Below are 19,393 nucleotides of genomic sequence, written 5' to 3' on the forward strand. Positions count from 1 at the left end.
TACGGGCTTTTCTTCGGACACATTGCTAATGAAGCCGAAGTTGTACTTTCACAATTAGGAATTTTTGTCCCTTCCGCTTCAAAAGGGTACAGTTACAGACTAAAAATGCGCACAAATATTGACTTTTCCACTTATATTGGTAATAATTATGGTAACATTATATTAGGTTTGCTATGATAGGGATTAGTAAAAAGACCGTCTTGTATTAGAGAGTAGGATTCACGGCTGAAAGATCCTATTACATGACCCTTTTGAACCTGCCCTTGAGCTGTCAACGTACAAGTTTGACCGGAACACACCGTTATCGATTGAAGTGGACATTTAATATACGTGTCAAAAAAGGTGGTACCACGGAAAACTTTCCGTCCTTTTATAGGATTGGAAAGTTTTTTCTTTAATCTGCAAGTTGTCATATGGAAAGGTGAAAGAAATGAGGAAACAACGAATCGTCGTAAAAATTGGTAGCAGCTCTTTAACAAATGATAATGGGAGCTTATCGTTAAGCAAATTAAATGAGCATGTCGATGCGATTGCAAAAATTAAACGAGCAGGCAATGAAGTTGTCCTCATCTCATCCGGTGCGGTAGCAGCTGGTTTTCATAAACTTGGTTATCCGACACGACCTGTTACGATTGCAGGTAAACAATCGGCTGCTGCAGTTGGTCAATCGCTGTTAATGCAAAGCTATGGAGAATCGTTTTCACGGTTTGATATCGTTACAGCACAAATGTTGCTTACGAGAAATAATTTTAAAAATCGTGATCAATACCGCAATATTTACCAAACATTATCTGAATTACTACATCGAAATGTTCTGCCGATTATCAATGAAAATGATTCAGTTTCTGTGGAAGAACTTACTTTTGGTGATAACGATATGTTATCAGCGCTCGTTAGCGGAATTATTAGTGCTGATTTTTTAATTATTTTAACAGATACAAATGGCTTATATAATAAGGACCCTAGAATGAATTCAGATGCAAAAAAATATAACTTCTTAAAAGAAATCACTAGTGAGTTAATGGCACAAGCAAATGAAAATGGCTCATCTGTTGGAACAGGCGGCATGCGTTCGAAGCTTGAAGCTGCAAAAACAGCATTGTCACTTGGAGTAAAATGTTTTATTGGAAAAGGATTCGGAGAAAACAAGCTTCTTGATGTTTTAAATGGTAAAGGTGATGGCACATACATCGGGGCACCAACCTCATATTGGGTGAAAAACAATAAACAGTGGCTTGCGTTACATTCACCGATTTCCGGAGCCCTTGTCGTTGATAAAGGAGCAGAAGAAGCGTTGCTTATGAAGGGAAGAAGTCTTTTACCAGCTGGGGTTGTAGCGGTCGAAGGTCATTTTACAGTTGGTAACGTCGTTGAGATTAAAAATATAGCTGGTCAGCAAATTGCAAAAGGTGAAGTTAACTATTCTTCAGATGAATTACTTAAAGTAAAAGGAATGCCGAGTGAAAAAGCGAAGAATATTACGAAACGTACTGTAAGTGAAGTTATTCATCGTGACCATATGATTGTACGTACATTATTGGAAAAGGAGCGAGAGCAATGGAATTAATTGAAAAAGCAAAAAAAGCAAAGACTGCTTCTGCATTCGTCTCGATCGCATCAACAGAAGAAAAAAATCATGCGTTAAAAACAATTGCAGAAGAACTAATCAAAAATAAAGACTACATTATAGAGCAAAATAAACTTGATCTTGAAAATGGAAGACAAGATGGTCTTAGCAGCGCATTACTTGATCGTTTAGCAATTAATGAAGTACGCCTTCAAGGAATTGCAGACGGATTAAACGAAGTGGCACAGTTAGATGATCCGATCGGTGAAGTGATGGAATCATGGGATCGTCCGAATGGCCTTCAAATTGAAAGTGTTCGTGTACCAATAGGTGTTGTCGGAATGATTTACGAAGCAAGACCAAATGTAACCGTGGATGCAGCTGGATTATGTTTAAAAACAAGCAATGCTGTTATTTTACGTGGCAGTTCATCTGCGATTGAATCGAATAAGGCGCTAGTGTCGATTATTCACAAAGCGTTAGCCAAAACTTCGCTTCCTGTGGATGCCGTTCAACTGTTGGAGGACACAAGCAGAGAAACAGCAGCAAAATTGTTTAAGTTAAACGAATATCTCGATGTACTCATTCCGCGGGGTGGAGAAAATTTAATTCGCACAGTTGTTAACAATGCTACAATTCCAGTTTTAGAAACGGGTGCTGGGAATTGTCACGTATTCATCGATGAATCTGCAAATAAAGAGATGGGGATTCAGATTGCAATAAATGCAAAAGTACAGCGTCCATCTGTTTGCAATGCAATTGAAACACTACTCGTTCACAAAGAGTGGGCGAAACAACATTTAATTGATTTATTAAAAGAATTGGAAGCGAATGGTGTTGAATTGTACGGTGATGATTACGTTGTCAGTCAACATGATGGAGTGAAAGAAGCAACAGAAGAAGATTGGGCGACTGAATATCTTGATTTAGTGTTAGCGGTAAAAACGGTTGAAAATGTTGAGGAAGCAATCGCTCATATTAATCAGTACGGCACAAAACATTCTGAGGCGATTGTAACTGAAAATAGCGAAAGTGTTAAACGTTTTTTCCAAAGTGTCGATGCTTCTTCGCTTTATCATAATGCTTCCACACGATTTACGGATGGGTTTGAATTTGGATTTGGAGCTGAAATCGGAATTAGTACTCAAAAGCTTCACGCACGCGGACCGATGGGGCTAAAAGCATTAACGACAAACAAATATGTAATTAAAGGTAAAGGACAAATTCGTTCTTAAATGCGTATACACAATGCACAAAAAATCCGAAGAATTATTTCACTTCGGATTTTTCTTTTTTGGAAAAATAATCAAGCAGTCCCATCGAGAAGACTTGTAAATCCATTTGTAATATTTTATAAATCACATGATTTTTCGGAACATTGTATTTATCAAGCACAATTGAAATTTTTTCAAGTAACCGTTTTACGAGTTCATCAACACTTTTTCCTTCACGATAGACATCTTCTCCTGTTTTTACATAAATAGGTAACCAATGTTGAATTTGACTGTAAACTTCTTGAACATTTTCGGCTACACTAAAATGACCAAAATAAATTCGCTCAACACCTAAATTTTTAATCCGCTCTAATGACTGTAACGTTTTGTCGGGATCAAATTGGTTAGGAGATGTTGCTGGTAAATATAATTTAAAACCAAACTCTTCAATCTGTTTATGTTGAACCCCCAATGTATCACCGATGAAGATTCCATTACTTATCGGATCGTAAATGCTGAAATGGTGATTTGCATGTCCAGGTGTATCGAGAAACAACAATTCGCAATTTGCGCTGATTTGTAACGTTTCATTATCATCTTTGATCATCACTCTTTCTTCTGGTACTGGTAAAATTGGCTTAAAAAGCGAATCAAATTGAGGACCATAAACTGCTTTTGCCCCTTGTATTAGTCGAGATGGATCGATCATGTGTCTCGCTCCTCTCGGATGAACGACAAGCTTCGCATTTGGGCATTTTTCCATGAGTAAACCTGCGCCACCAGCGTGATCAAGGTGGACATGAGTGACGATAATGTACTTTACTTCCATAAGGTCGATTTGTAATGAGTCAAGTCCTTTCAAAATGTGTGGAATTGATGAACTCGCACACGTTTCAATTAACGTAATGTTTTCTTCTTGAATGACATATGTACCTGTTCGTTCACTTATTCCTAAATCAATACCATCAATAAGGTGGATTCGATTACCGAGATCAATTGGTATAGCTGTAGTCAAATTTTGCAACCCCCTCAATTTTTTAGAAAACGTCATACATTTATTTTACGGTAACCGTTTTCAATTGTAAATTGAATACTCCGAACTGTTGGATTGGGATATTTTTTGTAATGTAATTCAGTTTGAAACTTCTCATACTAACTGTAATCTCCTACAAACAGAAGGGGGATTATGTATGCAGACACACGAATATGATGCAACCTTATTCTACCTCCATCGCATGGCTTGCACTGAGTTAATGACAATCATGACATTGACCGCTGATGACTTTTTAGCCAAAAAAATTGAAAACTTTGTTAAAGCGTACATGTATGATCCAGACTTTACAAAAGTAGAGCGAGCTTACAATTCATTGTTACGTTATCTTGACCATGTTTTCGTGTCTCATATCGATGAACGAGTTGAAATTGTGACACTCACATAAGGAGCCAATCTTAATACGGCTCCTTTTTTTTATTCATGATACACTAAACATAGTGAAAATGGTGTAGGAGGAGTAACATGTACGCTTCAAACTTGATGTCAAAATTTAAAACGAGCATTTTTACAGAAATGGCTCAACATAAACAACAGAAAATATCTGAAGGGAAAGAAATGTTTGATTTAAGTATTGGAAGCCCTGATTTGCCACCGCCACCGTTCGTACTTGAAGAGTTAATGTCTGCGGTTCAGCAACGAAATCATTACGGTTACACGTTAAAGGGCACAAGTGAATTTAATGAAGCCGTTGCTCATTTTTACAAAAGGCGATATACAGTCGATTTAGATGAAAATAGAGAAGTTGTACAATTATCTGGTTCACAGGAAGGGCTCGTACATCTACCCCTTGTATTAGTAAATCCAGGTGATCTCGTATTGCTTCCGAATCCATGTTACCCCGCTTATCAAACCGGTGCTGATTTAGCTAATGCAAATGTGTATTACATGCCACTTGAAAAGAAAAACAATTTTTTACCAAATTTGCAAGCTATTCCGATTGAAGTAGCGCAAAAAGCAAAAATAATGTTTCTTAATTTTCCTGGTAACCCAGTTCCAGCATTGCCAACGAAACAATTTTTCAAAGATGTTGTCGAATTTGCTAAAAAAAATAACATCATTGTCGTCCATGATTTTGCGTATTCCGAATTAAATTTTTCAGGTGAAAAACCGCTTAGTTTTTTATCCATTCCCGGAGCGAAAGAAGTTGGTGTAGAGTTTAACTCGTTATCAAAGAGCTTCAATATGGCGGGGTGCAGAATTGCTTATGTCGTCGGAAATGAACATGTCATTCAAGCGCTTAGCAAGTTAAAATCAAACTTGGACTTTGGCGTTTTTTTGCCAATCCAATGTGCAGCAACGAAAGCTTTAAATGAAGGTGACTCGTTTTTAAAAGAAAATGCATTATTTTATAAAGAACGACGAAACGTCCTTGTAGATGGCTTAAATACAATTGGTTGGAAACTGGAGAAACCACTTGCAACGATGTTCATTTGGGCACCGATACCAAATGGTGTAACCTCACTACAATTCACATTAAAATTAATGGATAAAGCTGGCGTCGTAGTGACACCGGGTTCTGCCTTTGGAGCGTATGGGGAAGGATACGTTCGAATAGGTCTCGTTGAAAGTGAAGCAAACTTAGAGTTAGTTGTTCAAAAAATAGATGAAGCAAAACTGTTTTAGAAGATTGGCAAATATCTTCCTTTTTGTTATGATAAAAAGTTGTAAGTAAAATATGAAAGGTGATGTTTGCTATTGGAAAGCAAAAAATCTTACCGAGTATTATTGTATTATAAATACGTCCATATTGAAAATTATGAAGAATATGCAGCTGAGCATCTTAAATTTTGCAAAGAACTTGGTTTAAAAGGAAGAATTCTCGTAGCTGAAGAAGGAATTAATGGCACCGTTTCGGGGACAGTTGAGCAAACGAATAAATATACTGAAACGATGCACAGTGACCCGCGCTTTACAGATATGCAATTTAAAATTGACGAACATGATGGACATGTATTTAAAAAAATGTTTGTGCGACCACGGCAGGAAATTGTTTCGTTACGACTTGAAAATGACATTAACCCGAATGAACTAACGGGTACATATATGAGTCCGAAAGAGTTTTATAAAGAGATGCAGCGGGACGATGTTATTATTTTAGACGTGCGAAATGATTATGAATACGAAATTGGCCATTTCCGTGGAGCGATTAATCCAAAAGTAAATGCATTCCGAGAATTACCTGAATGGGTAAGAGAAAACTTAAGTGAACATAAAGACAAAAAAATTCTCGCCTATTGTACTGGTGGCATTCGTTGTGAAAAATTTACTGGCTTTTTACTTGAAGAAGGCTTTAAAGATGTGAATCAACTTCATGGTGGCATCATTATGTACGGAAAAAATGAAGAAGTTCAAGGCGAACTTTATGATGGAAAATGTTATGTATTCGATGAAAGAATATCTGTAAGGGTGAATCAGAAGGAAGATATTATCGTATCCAATTGTCACCATTGTGGTAAAAAAGAAGATCGCTATATAAACTGTGCAAATCCTGAATGCAATCTTCAGCATGTCTGTTGTGAAGAATGTGAAGAGAAACACTATCGCTCATGTTCAGCGGAATGCAGACAACATCCTAGAAATAGATATAAACGTGAATTACAAAAAGAAGAAGCATAAACAAATACTCCCACCGGTTATTGAGGTGGGAGTTTACATACTACTGCAGAAAGGCAGGAAATAGGATGAAACAGTATTTGGATCTATGTCGGCATATTTTAAATAACGGGGTTGAGAAAAAGGATCGAACGGGAACCGGAACAATTAGTGTTTTCGGTTATCAAATGCGTTTTGATTTAGAAAAAGGGTTTCCACTGCTTACAACGAAAAAACTCCACTTAAAGTCAATTATCCATGAGTTACTCTGGTTTTTAAAAGGCGATACGAACATCCGATATTTAAATGAAAATGGTGTCCGTATTTGGAATGAATGGGCAGATGAAAATGGTGATCTCGGTCCTGTTTATGGACACCAATGGCGATCATGGCCTGATAACAAGGGCGGAACAATTGACCAAATTTCGCAAGTTATCGATCAAATTAAAAATAATCCTAATTCTCGCCGCCTTATTGTAAGTGCTTGGAACGTAGCGGATGTAAATGATATGGCGTTACCACCATGTCACTGTCTTTTTCAATTTTACGTTGCCGATGGGAAATTATCGTGTCAACTCTATCAACGGAGTGCTGATGTTTTTTTAGGAGTTCCGTTTAACATTGCTTCGTATTCGCTATTAACGATGATGATTGCTCAAGTATGTGGATTGAAGCCAGGGGAATTTGTTCATACGTTCGGTGACACGCATATTTATTTAAATCATATTGACCAGGTTAAGTTACAACTTACAAGGATCCCAAAGACATTACCTTCGATAGAAATCAATCGAAACGTACAATCGATTTTCGACTTTAAATATGAAGATTTCAATATTCGAAATTACGATCCGCATCCACACATAAAAGGAGAAGTGTCTGTATGATCTCTTTTTTAGTTGCGATGGATCGAAATCGTGTAATTGGAAAAGATAACGATCTCCCGTGGAAACTGCCAGCGGATTTAGCTTATTTTAAAAAGTTAACGACAGGGCATACGGTTGTCATGGGCAGAAAAACGTATGAATCGATCGGTCGTCCGTTACCGAATCGCCAAAATGTGATATTAACGAGAGATAAACAATATACAGCAGAAAATTGCGTTGTCATCCATTCTGTTGAAGAAGCTTTAGAACTTATGAATAAGAAAGAAGATAAGTATTTTATAATCGGCGGTTCCGATTTGTTTGAACAATTTCTTCCGTATGTTGATCGTATGTATATTACGTTTATTGATGAAACGTTTGAAGGAGATACGTTTTTTCCTGAAGTCGATATGTCGAATTGGAAGCTCGTATTGAAACAGAAGGGTAAGAAAGATGAAAAAAATCGGTATGAGCACAGTTTCTTAGTTTACGATAGATTAAAACGATAAAAATGAACGAATTAAACACCTTGATTTTTGTTGGATCTGATTCAAGGTGTTTTTTTATCCGTATGATATTAAACTATACAGAAGGAAATTGGATCATAATGTAAGAAGTTCAAGTAATTGGTAGGTAGATCAGTGAGATAATAGAAGAGCAATTATAATTCTGAATATTTGTAATATATGCTGTTTGCAGATAACTTTTTCCCTTGTTATGCTTTTAACAATCTTGTAATTAGCTAAGGGAGGTACAATATGAAGAAATATTACGGAATTGTTATTTTACTATTAGCATTCGTCATTATTTCAGCTTGTGGCAACTTAGATTCTAGTAGTACAAAAGAAGTCGACATATTAGCAACGCTTCAGGAAAAAGGAACGGTACAAGTTGGGTTTGCAAATGAAAAACCTTATGCTTACGAGGAAGACGGAGAGTTAAAAGGAGCTGCTGTTGATATTGCAAAAGCAGTTTTTAAAGAATTGGGAATTGATGAAGTTGAAGGGAAACTAGCTGATTTCGGTCAGTTAATTCCGGGACTTAATGCTGGCAAATTTGATGCAATTACAGCTGGAATGGCGATACAGCCTGACCGATGTGAAAACGCTGCTTTTGCTGAACCGGAAATTCAATATGGTGAAGGGATGGTTGTTCAAGCTGGTAACCCCGAAAACTTATACAGCTATAAAGACATTGCGGATAACCCAAATATTAAAGTTGCTGTAATGGCGGGTGCGTCTGAAAATGATTTTCTTATTAAAGAAGGGGTAAGTGAAGATCAAATTATGAGTGTTCCTGATATCCCGGCATCGTTTTCAGCGGTAGAGTCTGGACGAGTACATGCAACGACAGCTACTGAAATGACAGTGAAAGAAGCGTTGCAATCAGCAAGTTCGAATAAGATCGAGCTTGTTGAAGAATTTGAACAGCCTGATATCGAAGGTATTCCAAGTTACGGTGCTCCAGCGTTTAGAAAAGATAATGAAGCATTGAGGGATGCATACAACGAGGCATTAGCGAAGCTAAAAGCGGATGGAACGATCGCTGAACTTGCTGAAAATTACGGATTTACTGTGCCAGACGATAGTATTAAGACTGAAAAAATTTGTAGTGGCGAACAGTTTTAATAGTCGATTTTATAATAGGTCAGGTTCTCTTAACATTTATTAAGAGCTGACCTTTTTTATTCAACAGTAAATATGGGGTGGTAGCAATTAATGAAATTACTGAAATACTTGCTGTATTACTAAGAGGATTACAAGTAACAATAATCGTCTTATTGACTTCTGCAATTTTTTCCTATGCGATTGCATTTATCGCTGGTTTTTGCCGATTATCTCACGATCGTTTTTTAAGCAAGCTTACAGGTTTTTACATTGAAATTTTTCGGGGAACTTCACTAATCGTTCAATTGTTTTGGTTTTCGTATGCGTTACCTGGTTTATTTGGAATCCATTTAGGCAGTGATTTATGGGCAGGGATTTTAGCGATTTCACTCAATTATGGCGCATACATGTCGGAAATCGTTCGGACGTCGATTCTTTCGATTTCTAAGGGGCAAACCGAAGCAGCAATTGCGTTAAATATGTCCAGGTTTCAGCGAATGAGACTTGTGATCTTACCCCAAGCAGTCCGCATGATGCTTCCTGAGTTTGGTAACTATTTCATTCACATCTTAAAAGCGACTTCACTTGTGTCTTTAATTGGTTTAACCGACATTCTGTACTATGGTGACATTTATCGAAGTACAAATTTATCATTAGCTCCAACGGTATATTTAATCATTCTCGGATTTTACTTTCTTCTTGCCTTACCACTCATCGGCTTAACTAGAAAGTTCGAACGAATGGCTAAGAAGGGAGTGGCGCAATGATGGAATGGAGTTGGCCAGTGTTCATTGATGCATTTCCTAACGTTTTTAAAGGCTTATGGATCACACTACTTTTAACGATTGCTTGTTATGTTTTTTCACTAACTTTCGGTTTTTTCTGGTTGATCATTCGAAACATCCCTTTCAAGCCATTTCAATGGCTTGTATTCTGGGTGATGGAATTTATTCGGTCAACCCCACCGCTCGTTCAATTGTTTTTTATTTATTACGCTTGGCCAATGGTTCCTGTCGTGGGAGTGACATTACATCCATTTGTTGCTGCGATATTAGGATTAGGTATTCATTTCAGCACATATATTTCGGAAGTGTATCGGTCAGGGATTGAATCCGTTGATAAAGGACAATGGGAGGCAGCAGAAGCGTTAAACTTTTCTAAAACAAAAAAATGGTCAAAAATTATTTTACCACAAGCGATCCCTCCAACGATTCCGATGCTTGGTAACTATTTAATCATTATGTTTAAGGAAGTACCACTCGCTTCTACGATCGGTGTCGTTGGCATGTTACACATGGCAAATGAATACGGCTCAATTCATTGGAAATATTTGGAGCCCTTAACGATCGTTGCCTTACTATTTTTAGTGTTAAGTTATCCTTCAGCTGTTTTTATTAAGAAATTGGAACAGAAGTTCAATCAAAATTTTGACAAAAAGCAGGTAGTTACTTCAAAGCCTGCATAAAAAAGGAGTAAAATTCGTGAGTAATCCAATTGTAAAGTATGAAAATGTATATAAATCCTTTGGAGATGTTAACGTATTAAAAGGAATTAATTTAAGTATTGGTCCAACGGAGAAAGTGGCACTCATCGGTCCAAGTGGTTCAGGAAAAACGACGATCATTCGTATGTTAATGACATTGGAACAGCCAACGTCTGGTACGATTTATGTCAATCATAAAAATTTATGGCAAATGCGGAAAAACGACAAGCTAGTTACTGCAAACGAAGCACATTTACGCAGCATACGAGGAGATATTGGTATGGTGTTCCAACATTTTAATTTATTTCCTCATATGACGATATTGGAAAACTGCATGAGTGCTCCGATTCACGTCAAAAAAGAAAAGGAAGAAGTTGTGAGAGAACGTTCTCTGGAAATGTTAGATAAAGTTGGATTGTCAGATAAAGTTGATTTGTATCCTTCACAATTATCAGGTGGTCAAAAACAACGAGTAGCGATGGCACGTGCATTAGTAATGCGACCAAAAATTATGCTGTTTGATGAAGTTACATCAGCATTAGATCCAGAGCTCGTTGGCGAAGTTCTTGAAGTCATTCGAGAGCTTGCTGAGGAAGGAAATATGGCTATGATCTTAGTTACACATGAAATGGATTTTGCGAAAGACATTGCCGATCGGATTTTATTTTTAAATGATGGTGTGATTGAAGCAGAAGGACCACCATCGCTAATGTTAAACAATCCGAAAAGTGAACGGTTAAAAGCATTTCTAAGTAGATTTACAAATCATCATCAAGCCCAAACATTAATAACCTCCTGAAAAAATCAGGAGGTTTCTTTGGTTAAAAATGACAAGCATATGTAAACGTATAATGTAAAAAATAAGTACCGTATCGTTAAATTCAGGAAATAAGGGAGGAAGCTGAGTGACTGTTGTAGATCAAGTGAGACAAACTGTCGCAGGTTTAAAAAGTGCTCAAGCAAGTTTAGAAACATTTGCGCTCCAAACGGAAAATCAACAAGCTAAACAAATGTTCCAACAGGCGGCACAACAGACGCAAATGATCGTCGATCAAGTCGATCAAAGACTTCAAGAAATTGAAGCAGAAGAACCTCAATATCGACAACAGTAGTCAAAGTAGCTCCCGCCTGCCGCCTGCTTAGGTGGGAGTACATATATAAAGACTGTTTACAAGATGTAAGTCAGTTCGACGTTTTCTCGCTTTATCATAGGACGTGATGTTTTTAGTCGAAGGAGTTTCTACTAAGACCGCCCACGTAGAAGTTACCATATGCTGTGCAAAGGCGTGACTGAGAGTTGTGCCTCCTCGACTTTCAACGCACACGATGTGTTAGTGTCGACGTTAAAACAGGACGTTTTCGTATTTAGTCGACCTCGCCTCTCATTGTCCTCTTTTTTGAACACGTAAATATAGAGAAAACACCTTTTAATTTTGCAAACGAGGTGCGTATGTGATGAAACGAAAACTAGCTTTGCTCATTATTTTTTTCATATTAGCTGGTTGTCAATTAAATGAACAAGAAACGGAACATCCGATTTTAACTGAAACGTCTTCAGATTCGACAATTAGTCAATCAATAGCGAATCAAGCGGTCAATACAGTGTTACAAAGAGAAGAAGTAACAAAGGCGAATGCCGTTAATACTGACAAGCTATTATTGTTAGCGTTTGAAGTCGAGCAGTTTGAACGCTTCAATTTAAAAATAATTGAGAAAAAAATAAAAAAGCAACTAAACGAACAATTTAAAGATATTGAAGTTGTCGTCAGTTATGATCCGAAAATCATGTTAGAAATTGAAAAATTACAAGCAAAGGTTGAATCGAACAACATTGACACGAAAAAACTAAAAAAAGAAACGAAAAAAATCGTCAAATTAAAACGTGAAAAAACGTAATGGAAAGTCAGTGAAGCGAGGTTTTACAAATGGCGAATAATAAGAAGAAAAATCTCACTCCTGTGCAACAAGAGTATCAAAAATTACAGAAAGAAAAAGAAACGAAAAGACCCATTTTTATAAACTGTGTAAAAGCGTTTTTTGTTGGTGGCTTCATCTGTCTTATCGGGCAATTTATTCAAATGTTTATGATTTATCAATTTGACTTTACTGACCAAACAGCTGGAAATCCAACGGTAGCAATTTTAATTTTTATTTCAATGCTTTTAACAGGCTTTGGAGTCTATGAGCGAATTGGTCAATTTGCGGGAGCGGGCAGTGCAGTTCCAGTTACAGGGTTTGGAAATGCTGTTGTTTCAGCTGCGATTGAACATCGCTCAGAAGGATTTGTGCTCGGAGTCGGTGGAAATATGTTTAAGCTTGCGGGTTCGGTTATCGTCTTTGGTGTCTTTTCGGCATTCGTCATAGCTTTAATCAAAACAATTTTAATTAAGTGGGGGGGATTGTAATGCTTCTAGGGCATAGCACGTGGAGTTTTGAAAATAAGCCCGTCATCAAGTCATCTTCAACAGTCGGAGGACCGTTTGAAGCAAAGGGGAAAATTGCTGATGATTTTGATGTATTGCATGAGGACCTTTGGTTAGGACAAGATTCTTATGAAAAGGCGGAAAAAGTTTTATTTGAAGAAGCGTTGTTAAGAACGACGGAAAAAGTCAATATGACTAAGGATGATATACAATTTCTACTTGCAGGCAATTTAATTAATCAGCTTACTCCTGTAAACTTCGCAGCTCGAACAATCGGTGTCCCTTTTCTTGGACTTTTTGGAGCGTGTTCAACTTCGATGGAAGGATTAGCATTAGCTGCAATGATTGTAAATAGCCATTATGGAAATAACGTTTTAACAGGGGCAGTTAGCCATAATGCGGCTGCAGAAAGACAATTTCGATATCCAACGGAATATGGATCTCAAAAGCCTCCAACAGCTCAATGGACTGTAACAGGTGCCGGGGTAGCATTGTTAACATCAGAAGGAGATGGCCCATACGTAACGAGTGCAACAATAGGTAGGGTCGTTGATATGGGATTAACTGATCCTTTTAATATGGGTGGAGCCATGGCCCCTGCGGCTGTCGATACGATTGAAGCTCACCTGAGAGATACGCAAAAAGATATTAATGATTATGATCTAATTGTCACGGGTGATTTAGGTAAGGTTGGACGAGAAGCATCGTTAGAGTTATTTATTAAACATGGAATAACGATAGATGAATCAAAATACCAGGATTGTGGTTTGATGATTTATGAAGAGGATCAAGAGGTTTTTGCAGGAGGAAGCGGAACGGCATGTTCTGCTGTTGTTGTATATGGTCATTTATTAAACCGTATGAAAAAAGGCGAGTTGAAAAGTATATTATCGGTTGCGACAGGTGCATTATTATCTCCGCTTTCCTATCAGCAAAAAGAATCAATTCCGTGTATTGCTCATGCTGTATCCATTGAGTATGGAGGTGAGAGATCTTGACTTTTTTTTGGGCATTTGTAGTAGGCGGTATCATTTGTGTGATCGGTCAAATTATGTTAGATGTATTAAAATTAACGCCAGGTCATATGTTAAGTACATTTGTTGTCGCTGGCGCCATTCTTAGTGGCTTTGGATTATATGACCGGCTCATTGATTTTGCAGGAGCTGGGGCAACAGTACCGATTATGAGCTTCGGTAATTCACTCGTAAATGGTGCGATGCAAGAGGCTGAAAAACACGGGCTTATCGGTGTTGTTACCGGAATGTTTGAAGTGACGAGTGCTGGAATTTCTGCTGCGATTATCTTCGGATTTCTCGGTGCCTTATTATTTAAGCCAAAAGGATAGGAGAGTGATAGAGGTGACGGTTGGAGCACAAGTTAAACAATGCTTAGCAAATTTAAAAAGTGTAAAAGCAGGACTAGAAATATTTGCAGCCCAATCTGATGATGCCTATGTGGAAAAAGAACTTTATGAGGCGGCATCAAGCTTTGAGAAGATCATTGTTGACTTAGGAAAAAGAATTAGTGATATCGAAAGGGAAGAACCTCAATATAGAGGCTTTTAAGTTAGATGAGGAGGAAGGATAGTGCCTGGCTGGCTCGAAATTACATTGCGTTCCTTAGTCATTTTCGTTGTACTTTTATTCGTCATTAAACTATTAGGCAAGAAACAAATATCTGAAATGTCGTTTTTTGAATATATTATCGGGATAACAATAGGGGCGATTGCTGCATCTATTTCAATTGATCGTAATATTCCACTAATTTTTGGTGTAGTCAGCCTCTTCATATGGATTCTCATCCCTTATCTGTTGAATTACCTCACTTTAAAAAGTAAAAATGTTCGTGACTTTATAGAAGGGTCGGAAAGTGTGCTTATAAAAGATGGTAAAATTATGGAAGATAACCTTAAAAAAGAAAACTATTCAGTTGAAAACTTGTTAAATCAGTTAAGAAAAAAGAACGTTTTTAATGCGTCTGATGTAGAATTTGCGGTTCTAGAGACCGATGGAAATTTAAGTGTATTACTAAAAAAAGATAAACAGCCTTTAACTCCAAATGATTTAAATATTCCAGTTGGGTTTGAAAAGGAACCTCAAACAGTCATTATGGATGGACAAATTGTTGATGAGGAATTAAAAAATAGAGGATTGAATCGACGTTGGTTGAAAACAGAACTTGAAAAAATTGGAGTGACGATTGAAAATGTTTTTCTTGGACAAGTCGATTCTACAGGTCAACTAACAGTTGATTTATTCGATGATAACATCACAGTTCCAGAACCGATTCAAAAACCGCTATTATTAGCTACAATGAAAAAGTGCCAAGCTGATTTAGAACTGTTTGCACTTGCTACAAAAAATGAAGAAGCAAAACAAATGTATTCGCAACATGCGTACGAAATAGAACGTGTTATGACGAATGTAAAGCCTTTATTAAATTAAAGGCTTTACGTTTCTTCGTTTTCGTTTTTTAACTGAACTGCTTTCAAGTCTTTTATCCGATTTTCATCTTCTTTAAAGTATTCAACTAAATCACTAATGCGGTCAACCGTTTCTAAGCTTAAGTGGTGTTCAATTCCTTCTACCTCTTCATAAATTTTATCTTCATCTACACCGATGATTCGTAACAGTTCTTCTAATAAATCATGCCGATAAACGAAATGTTTTCCGGTTTTCTTTCCTTTTGGTGTGAGCATTAAGCCTCTATACTTTTCATAAATCAAATATTTTTTTTTATCTAATTTCTGCACCATTTTCGTAACAGAAGAAGGATGGACTCCAAGGATTTCAGCAATGTCTGAAACTCTTGCGTAACCTTTATCTTCAATAAGCAAATAGATTTGCTCAATGTAATCTTCCATACTCGGTGTTGGCATTTAGATTCCCTCCAAATATACGATCATTATTCATTATAGCAGATGGACGTAAAGTTGGTAGAATTTCGAGATAGAAAGGACTGAGTCAAGCTTTTGTGGGAGATTTCCTATTGCTTTTAGGTAACGCTGCTTACGGCACTTTATTCTTCATAATTAAAAGCCTTTCAATGCTTTCAACGCTTTATACATTGGTTTACCATTATTTCTGTTTAAATAAGGAAGATTATTAACTGTCACTTCTTTAGGTGCTTTCCAAAAGAAAGCCTTCCGAGTCAGCGAATTTACCCACAAACATTTTACTCATACGATAGAAAATAAGGGCAACTGTCAATAATAATAAAGGAGATTAAAGAAACGAGGGAATTACATGAAAAAATTTTGTTTCTATTTATTTTTTGTCTTTTTTTTAATTATTGGTGTTGCTGACGCAATGAAAAAACAATGATTTATATTGACTTGTGGGAAAGCACGCTTTTTTTGATTAAGGATGAAAAGGTCGTTCAGCAATTCAAAATCTCTGGCGGAACGAATGATACACCTACGCCAATTGGTACTTTTAAAGTAATTGAAAAATCGGAAGGTTGGGGAGGAGGATTTGGTTCAAGATGGCTCGGTTTAGATGTTCCTTGGGGAAAGTATGGAATACATGGAACGAATAAGCCGTGGCTTATCGGACAAGATGTCAGCAGCGGATGTGTAAGAATGTTTAATGATGACGTGGAAAAATTGTATGATCAAGTTCCGATTGGCACAATCGTTCACATTGACGGACCGATTACCGGTGTAGGTAAATACGAGTTCAAAAACCTTGCAGAAGGTTCGAAAGGAACACTCGTACAAATTGTACAGCAGCAACTAAAAGCAAAAGGGTATTACAAAGGAAAGATCGATGGAATTTTCAATCGAGAGACAGAAAAGGCGGTAAAACAATTTCAAAAAGATAACAACCTTCCAGTGACCGGGGGAATTACGAAAGTAGAATACAATTTGTTAGGAATACTCGAATAAAAAGATAAGTAAGCTTTGATTTTCATATTCGCGCGGTGTAATATTTAAGTAAAAAAGGTGTGCAGCAATATGAAAACTAAACGGCGATGGTATTATGGGTGGAATATTGTTATTGCTGCATCGATTGTTACGTTAATCACTGTCGGTATGCGAATGAGCATTGGGCCATTTTTTTTACCTCTGCTAGAGCATTTTCATTTGAGTCGTACGAGTTTGTCACTCATTGTAGCAATCGGTATGTTCGTATATGGAGTTGGTATGCCGTTAGCAGGGTATTTAGAAAAGCGTTTTGGGACACGTATTGTTTTAGTATCTGGCACAATCATTGTATTTCTTTCTTCGATATGGACGATATTCACTGAAACAGTATTTGGCTTATTTTTATCATTCGGTTTTTTCATGTCGTTTGGGTTAGCTTTTACTAGCCCTGTTGCTTTAACACCAGTTATTAGCCGTTGGTTTGTGAAAAAACGAGGGCAAGCTCTTTTTTATTTATCGACAGGATCGATGACAGGAATTGCGGTAATGAATCCAGTGAATACATTTCTGATTGAAATGGTCGGTTGGCAATGGACATTTTTTATTTTTGCTATGTCATTTTTACTTCTCGTTTTGCCTACTGCTTTGTTTATTATTCGTGATGATGTTCCTGACGGAGCAGATGGAATGATGGATGAAATGGATAAGACAAATGATCCTCATCCACAATTAACCGTGAGAAGCGCGATTAAAACTTTGCCATTTTGGCAAGTAAGTATAGGGTTATTCGCTTGCGGTTATAGTATGAATTTACTTGGAAGCCATGGCATTCCAATGCTTGTTGATCATGGCTTTTCGGAAATGACAGCATCATTTGCGATTGGTTTAATTGGGATTGTCGCGATACCGAGTACAATCGTTTTAGGAAAATTATCAGACAGACTACAGCGGAAAAATTTGCTTGCGGTCATTTATTTCGTTAGGGGACTTGGTTTTATATTTCTCGTTTCGGTAACTGTTACATTGCAATTATATCTTATCGCATTTGTAGCTGGCTTCGTTTGGGCAGGGAGCATTGCACTTTCATCTGCAATCTTGTCTGATCTTTACGGGGTCAGACTCGTCGGGATATTATATGGTTGGGCATATTTCTCTCATCAAGTCGCTGCGACAATAAGCTCTTTACTCGGTGGTTGGGGTTATGAGCAATTTCATACACATTTGGTTTCTTTCGGGAGTGCGGCAGTCATTTTACTAATTGCGGCAATCGTATCATATATGTTGCCAAGCTCATTATCGCTAAGAATAAATTTTGATAAAAATTTTGGGATAGTGGAAAAGTCGTAAAGCCTGCTTCACAAAGCAAGCAGGCTCCTTCTTAAGAATTTGCGTGGATTATGTTTCTTTTGGTTAATTCGCGAATACCGTCGGGCACTCTAACTTTTTGTCTTGATTTCTGATTGACGGTGACGAGGATTACAGTAGCACTAACGGCAAGGTCACCATTTTCGGTGTGCATTTCTTGTTTGAGTGTAATACTAGTATTTCCAACTTTTTCAATCGTAGAGTTGATCGTTAGCTTTTCTTGATGAAACACTTCACGTTTATAATCGGCATTTATGTTAGCGACCATCGCTTCAACACCGTGAGATATACAACGCGCATACAATTCTTTTCTAGCTAATTCCAAATATTCTAAATACGTGACATTGTTTACGTGATTGCCTTTTGCTTCTGCTTTCACTTGCATCGTAAATAAAGACAATGGTTTCTCCCTCTCTATGTTTATTTTAATTTATCTTATCATGGTTAGGCTAAGTTTTCATGTTCGCTACGTTTTGTAAAAAGAGGATGAAGAGAGCATAATTTCATAAGTCGTAATTCGTTTTCAAATGATTCAATACGAAGGGGAGGTTTGTAGTTTGTTAACATTTGCACCAAATTTAACAACTCTTTTCACTGATGTTCCTTTTTTGGAGCGATTTGAAAAGGCAAAAAAAGCAGGCTTTACACATGTTGAATTTCAGTTTCCTTACGCTTTTTCGATTGATGAAATTATAGAACAACTTACACAACATGAGTTACAAACAGTACTGTTTAACTTACCAGCAGGAAATTGGGAGAAAGGCGACCGTGGAATCTCGATTTTTCCTGAACGACGTGACGAATTTAAGCAATCTGTTATAACCGCAATGACATATGCACGAGCTTTACGATGTTCAACACTTCATTGCATGGCTGGGGTTAAACCGAATGATTTAGATGTTAATGATGCACTTCACATTTATAAAGAAAACTTGAGTTTCTGTGCAAAAGAATTCGAACAACACGATTTAACGGTAGTCATTGAGCCGATTAATACGTTTGATATACCGAATTATTTCCTTTCTAATTTACAGTTAGCGGTTGATATTCTTAACGATTTATCATTACCAAATGTGAAGCTTCAATATGATGTGTATCATATGCAACGAATGCAAGGTGAATTAATTGCTTCGTACAAAAAATATAAAGACATCATTGCCCATGTTCAAATTGCCGATAACCCTGGTCGTCATGAACCGGGTACGGGGGAAATTCATTATGAAAATGTATTCCGCGCATTAATGGAAGAAGGCTATAACGGGTTTATCGGCTTAGAATATAATCCGCAAGGTCAAACAGAGGAAAGTTTTACTTGGCTATAGAGGGTGTGCAAAAGGGGCGGAAAATTGACCGCATTTTT

24 protein-coding genes and 1 other annotated feature are annotated in these 19,393 nt (G+C 37.2%); of the genes, 21 read left to right on the forward strand and 3 right to left on the reverse strand.

Features of this window, described 5'->3' with window-relative positions:
* The first annotated feature begins 164 nt into the window (after positions 1 to 164).
* Positions 165 to 373: a binding site (T-box leader), on the forward strand.
* A gap of 57 nt (positions 374 to 430) precedes the next feature.
* Positions 431 to 1,567 (forward strand): glutamate 5-kinase, encoded by a 1,137-nt coding sequence (proB, locus tag ABU914_RS11600; protein WP_379669894.1) that lies wholly within the window; start codon positions 431 to 433, stop codon positions 1,565 to 1,567.
* Entirely contained in the window at positions 1,558 to 2,802 is a 1,245-nt protein-coding gene (locus tag ABU914_RS11605) for a glutamate-5-semialdehyde dehydrogenase (RefSeq protein ID WP_379669895.1), read from the forward strand. The genes proB and ABU914_RS11605 overlap by 10 nt, the downstream gene beginning before the upstream one ends.
* A 34-nt stretch (positions 2,803 to 2,836) precedes the next feature.
* Here the strand turns inward: ABU914_RS11605 and ABU914_RS11610 are convergent, their stop codons facing one another.
* Positions 2,837 to 3,796, reverse strand: a complete 960-nt coding sequence (locus ABU914_RS11610; RefSeq protein WP_379669896.1) for an MBL fold metallo-hydrolase — start codon at positions 3,794 to 3,796, stop codon at positions 2,837 to 2,839.
* A gap of 175 nt (positions 3,797 to 3,971) precedes the next feature.
* On the opposite strand from ABU914_RS11610, the gene ABU914_RS11615 reads away from it, so the two are divergent.
* The 16 genes from ABU914_RS11615 to ABU914_RS11690 all read left to right on the forward strand — a co-directional run bounded on the left by ABU914_RS11615 (position 3,972) and on the right by ABU914_RS11690 (position 15,247).
* Entirely contained in the window at positions 3,972 to 4,220 is a 249-nt protein-coding gene (locus ABU914_RS11615) for a YhdB family protein (RefSeq protein WP_379669897.1), read from the forward strand.
* Between the two features lie 95 nt (positions 4,221 to 4,315).
* The gene (locus tag ABU914_RS11620; RefSeq protein ID WP_379669921.1) at positions 4,316 to 5,458 is read left to right on the forward strand and encodes an LL-diaminopimelate aminotransferase; all 1,143 of its coding nucleotides are present in this window, start codon (positions 4,316 to 4,318) and stop codon (positions 5,456 to 5,458) included.
* A gap of 72 nt (positions 5,459 to 5,530) precedes the next feature.
* Positions 5,531 to 6,451, forward strand: a complete 921-nt coding sequence (gene trhO, locus ABU914_RS11625) for an oxygen-dependent tRNA uridine(34) hydroxylase TrhO (RefSeq protein WP_379669898.1) — start codon at positions 5,531 to 5,533, stop codon at positions 6,449 to 6,451.
* Positions 6,452 to 6,516: 65 nt separating this feature from the next.
* Entirely contained in the window at positions 6,517 to 7,311 is a 795-nt protein-coding gene (locus tag ABU914_RS11630) for a thymidylate synthase (RefSeq protein WP_379669899.1), read from the forward strand.
* Positions 7,308 to 7,799, forward strand: coding sequence for a dihydrofolate reductase (locus tag ABU914_RS11635; RefSeq protein WP_379669900.1), 492 nt, complete (start codon positions 7,308 to 7,310; stop codon positions 7,797 to 7,799). The genes ABU914_RS11630 and ABU914_RS11635 overlap by 4 nt, the downstream gene beginning before the upstream one ends.
* A gap of 249 nt (positions 7,800 to 8,048) precedes the next feature.
* Positions 8,049 to 8,918: an ectoine/hydroxyectoine ABC transporter substrate-binding protein EhuB gene (gene ehuB, locus ABU914_RS11640; RefSeq protein WP_379669901.1), complete on the forward strand. Its 870-nt coding sequence runs from the start codon at positions 8,049 to 8,051 to the stop codon at positions 8,916 to 8,918.
* An 86-nt stretch (positions 8,919 to 9,004) separates the two neighbouring features.
* Complete coding sequence (locus ABU914_RS11645) at positions 9,005 to 9,664, forward strand: amino acid ABC transporter permease (protein ID WP_379669922.1); 660 nt, start codon at positions 9,005 to 9,007, stop codon at positions 9,662 to 9,664.
* Entirely contained in the window at positions 9,661 to 10,362 is a 702-nt protein-coding gene (ehuD, locus tag ABU914_RS11650) for an ectoine/hydroxyectoine ABC transporter permease subunit EhuD (protein ID WP_379669902.1), read from the forward strand. Before ABU914_RS11645 ends, ehuD begins: the two co-directional genes overlap by 4 nt.
* A 16-nt stretch (positions 10,363 to 10,378) precedes the next feature.
* Positions 10,379 to 11,179: an amino acid ABC transporter ATP-binding protein gene (locus ABU914_RS11655; RefSeq protein ID WP_379669903.1), complete on the forward strand. Its 801-nt coding sequence runs from the start codon at positions 10,379 to 10,381 to the stop codon at positions 11,177 to 11,179.
* Positions 11,180 to 11,285: 106 nt separating this feature from the next.
* Complete coding sequence (locus tag ABU914_RS11660; RefSeq protein WP_379669904.1) at positions 11,286 to 11,492, forward strand: DUF1657 domain-containing protein; 207 nt, start codon at positions 11,286 to 11,288, stop codon at positions 11,490 to 11,492.
* 343 nt (positions 11,493 to 11,835) lie between these two features.
* Positions 11,836 to 12,276 (forward strand): YhcN/YlaJ family sporulation lipoprotein, encoded by a 441-nt coding sequence (locus tag ABU914_RS11665; RefSeq protein WP_379669905.1) that lies wholly within the window; start codon positions 11,836 to 11,838, stop codon positions 12,274 to 12,276.
* Between the two features lie 29 nt (positions 12,277 to 12,305).
* The gene (gene spoVAC, locus ABU914_RS11670) at positions 12,306 to 12,785 is read left to right on the forward strand and encodes a stage V sporulation protein AC (protein ID WP_379669906.1); all 480 of its coding nucleotides are present in this window, start codon (positions 12,306 to 12,308) and stop codon (positions 12,783 to 12,785) included.
* Positions 12,785 to 13,801 (forward strand): stage V sporulation protein AD, encoded by a 1,017-nt coding sequence (gene spoVAD / locus ABU914_RS11675; RefSeq protein WP_379669907.1) that lies wholly within the window; start codon positions 12,785 to 12,787, stop codon positions 13,799 to 13,801. Before spoVAC ends, spoVAD begins: the two co-directional genes overlap by 1 nt.
* A gap of 53 nt (positions 13,802 to 13,854) precedes the next feature.
* Complete coding sequence (gene spoVAE, locus ABU914_RS11680; RefSeq protein WP_379669923.1) at positions 13,855 to 14,148, forward strand: stage V sporulation protein AE; 294 nt, start codon at positions 13,855 to 13,857, stop codon at positions 14,146 to 14,148.
* 13 nt (positions 14,149 to 14,161) lie between these two features.
* Positions 14,162 to 14,368 (forward strand): DUF1657 domain-containing protein, encoded by a 207-nt coding sequence (locus tag ABU914_RS11685; RefSeq protein WP_379669908.1) that lies wholly within the window; start codon positions 14,162 to 14,164, stop codon positions 14,366 to 14,368.
* Positions 14,369 to 14,389: 21 nt separating this feature from the next.
* Positions 14,390 to 15,247 (forward strand): DUF421 domain-containing protein, encoded by an 858-nt coding sequence (locus ABU914_RS11690; RefSeq protein ID WP_379669909.1) that lies wholly within the window; start codon positions 14,390 to 14,392, stop codon positions 15,245 to 15,247.
* A 5-nt stretch (positions 15,248 to 15,252) separates the two neighbouring features.
* Here ABU914_RS11690 and mntR read toward each other — a convergent pair whose 3' ends face one another.
* Positions 15,253 to 15,681, reverse strand: coding sequence for a transcriptional regulator MntR (gene mntR / locus ABU914_RS11695; RefSeq protein WP_379669910.1), 429 nt, complete (start codon positions 15,679 to 15,681; stop codon positions 15,253 to 15,255).
* 441 nt (positions 15,682 to 16,122) lie between these two features.
* On the opposite strand from mntR, the gene ABU914_RS11700 reads away from it, so the two are divergent.
* Both ABU914_RS11700 and ABU914_RS11705 read left to right on the forward strand, forming a co-directional pair.
* Positions 16,123 to 16,689, forward strand: a complete 567-nt coding sequence (locus tag ABU914_RS11700) for a L,D-transpeptidase family protein (protein WP_379669911.1) — start codon at positions 16,123 to 16,125, stop codon at positions 16,687 to 16,689.
* A 69-nt stretch (positions 16,690 to 16,758) separates the two neighbouring features.
* Positions 16,759 to 18,015, forward strand: a complete 1,257-nt coding sequence (locus tag ABU914_RS11705; protein ID WP_379669912.1) for an MFS transporter — start codon at positions 16,759 to 16,761, stop codon at positions 18,013 to 18,015.
* Between the two features lie 31 nt (positions 18,016 to 18,046).
* Here ABU914_RS11705 and ABU914_RS11710 read toward each other — a convergent pair whose 3' ends face one another.
* Positions 18,047 to 18,433, reverse strand: a complete 387-nt coding sequence (locus ABU914_RS11710) for an acyl-CoA thioesterase (RefSeq protein WP_379669913.1) — start codon at positions 18,431 to 18,433, stop codon at positions 18,047 to 18,049.
* A gap of 157 nt (positions 18,434 to 18,590) precedes the next feature.
* On the opposite strand from ABU914_RS11710, the gene ABU914_RS11715 reads away from it, so the two are divergent.
* A complete protein-coding gene (locus ABU914_RS11715; protein ID WP_379669914.1) occupies positions 18,591 to 19,355 on the forward strand; it encodes a hydroxypyruvate isomerase family protein in 765 nt (254 codons plus the stop codon).
* The last annotated feature ends 38 nt before the right edge of the window (positions 19,356 to 19,393 follow it).

Source organism: Pueribacillus sp. YX66, from assembly GCF_041725775.1.
Classification (GTDB): Bacteria; Bacillota; Bacilli; order Bacillales; family UBA6769; genus Pueribacillus.